This window comes from Tepidibacillus decaturensis (assembly GCF_001561915.1).
Classification (GTDB): domain Bacteria; phylum Bacillota; class Bacilli; order Tepidibacillales; family Tepidibacillaceae; genus Tepidibacillus_B; species Tepidibacillus_B infernus.
Map to the genome: position 1 here is coordinate 1,652,713 of NZ_LSKU01000001.1, position 1,910 is coordinate 1,654,622.

At 34.1% G+C, this 1,910-nt stretch carries 2 protein-coding genes; both read right to left on the reverse strand.

All coding sequences use genetic code 11. The features are described 5' to 3' along the window. Nucleotides 1-635, reverse strand: a 635-nt coding sequence (locus tag U473_RS07880; protein ID WP_068725092.1) for a YiiX/YebB-like N1pC/P60 family cysteine hydrolase, incomplete at its 3' end; no start/stop codon positions are given. A gap of 342 nt (nt 636-977) precedes the next feature. Then, nucleotides 978-1,892: a polyprenyl synthetase family protein gene (locus tag U473_RS07885; protein ID WP_068725094.1), complete on the reverse strand. Its 915-nt coding sequence runs from the start codon at nt 1,890-1,892 to the stop codon at nt 978-980. Nucleotides 1,893-1,910 lie beyond the last annotated feature (18 nt).

Consider the following 1,910-nt stretch of genomic DNA (forward strand, 5'->3'; position numbering starts at 1 on the left):
AAATCAACAGGCCAAACTGCTCCACCATCATTTAAATTAATATTAAATAGATCATTAAAAACATACCATACAAGTTGTGAACAATAGAATGAATCATCTTGATCTATATAAAAGAAGTTGTAGTTGTAAGGTTTTCCAATGTATAAATATGCTTTTTCAGCAGCTTGTTTGTCTTCATCAATTGTTGTATCATTTGTAGATCTAAGTTCCATGTGCTCATAGCGAGTATCCCAATCGTTTGGCCATAAATTTACTCCATTCTTATCGCCTTTGTTACCAAAAGATTCAATGGCAAAGTAATCATTATAAACCAAACCTGCATGTCCACCAGCCCATGCACTTGAGCTACTACTTGCTGTGTCCAACGTTACGAGAAACATTCCAGGTCTTGAGTAGTAGCCAGCTTGAATGGAAACGTCCTCAGAAACCTTTAAATCCCCATAATACTTAGATCCTTTACGAGTTTCCCATTGTTTTTTTATTAACTCAGTTTGCATTTTTCCCTGTTTTATCTCTGCTAATTGTTTTTGAGTAAGGTCAAGTTCCGGAATTCCTTTCTCGGCAGCAAAGACATTTCCAAAGCTACCAAAAACCATCATCAACATCAAAACAAATACAGCTGTAACTTTTTTCACTGATTGCCCTCCCATTGTCATATTTCCCTTGATATTGCCCCACCTTGCTATTTACAAAGTTAATTAGATGCTTCATAATAAAGATGTGTCCTTTACTTTGTCATTCAGCAAGGTAAAGCTCTGAGAGCCGATTTCCATGTGCACTGTCATGATGCTTGGAACGGCTCCATTTTATTGTATACAGGAACTTATAAGTCCCTTATAACAATCTAGTAAGCTGAGATCACCTAATTCAAAGCTACCATTTATTTCTTAATTCAACTATAATATACAATCAACAACTTTGCACCGCAAATCGTATTGCGGTATCCCGCCATTTTTTTGAGGTCAATATAATAACCTTTACAATCTGGCAAGTAATTGATCTTTCCACTCTTTCTCTATATTTAAACTCTCTATTTTTTCTTTGGCTTCTAATTGGTAGACACGCATGATAACACTCGTATATTCTATTACCCCTGATTCTTCTATTATGGTTTGTATTTCGGTTTTCTTTTTTAATAAATTCTCTTTCTCTATCATTTCAGAAAAATAGTCTTTTAGAATTTGTAACCTAGGTTCTTCTTTCTGTAATAAGTATAAAATCGGTAATGTTTTTTTCTTGTTGATTAAATCGCTTTTTTCGTCCCATAGGAAGAGATCCTTCATGTCATTCCTGATTTGGACACTTATCCCTATTTTTTCTGCATATTCTTGCACAATATCATGAAAAAAATCTGTAGCTAATGCTGTTCCAACTAAACAAGCTGCAGCAATTAAAGACCCGGATTTTTGTCCAATCATTTGTAAATAGTCTTCTTCGATGTCTATAGCGTTTACTAAATCTTGATGTTGACCGTTCACTGCTTTTAGAACTTGATTAGTTAGACAATGTATTGCTTTTAATTTGGAACTAAGAGCAAATGAGGTTTGTTGTAACGTTTTAATACTTAATATAAGAAAACCCGTTGCAATATTCATCGCAATCGGGTTAGATATCTGCTGCCAAGGCATTGAATGGTTATCTTGGTCTTGAAGATCATCAAAAATATCTAAGGAAAGAATCGCCAATTCAACCGCTGCAGCTGCTTTATAAATGTCTTCAGAGTTGCCCCCGAACATTTGATAATGTAAAATGGTTAATTCTCCAAAGGGAAACCCATATTGTTTCTTAAAAGTTACAAAATTAATCGCAGTCTCTTTAAGATCTTCTAATTTAAAATGTTCTTTTATTGATATTAACATTGATTCTTCAATTAAAGTTGTCGTTTCGCTCATTGTTATGATTACCTCCTG

What these genes read in the sequence shown, in the direction of transcription:
- U473_RS07885 (WP_068725094.1), bottom strand. Translation starts at nt 1,892, where the DNA reads ATGAGCGAAACGACAACTTTAATTGAAGAATCAATGTTAATATCAATA.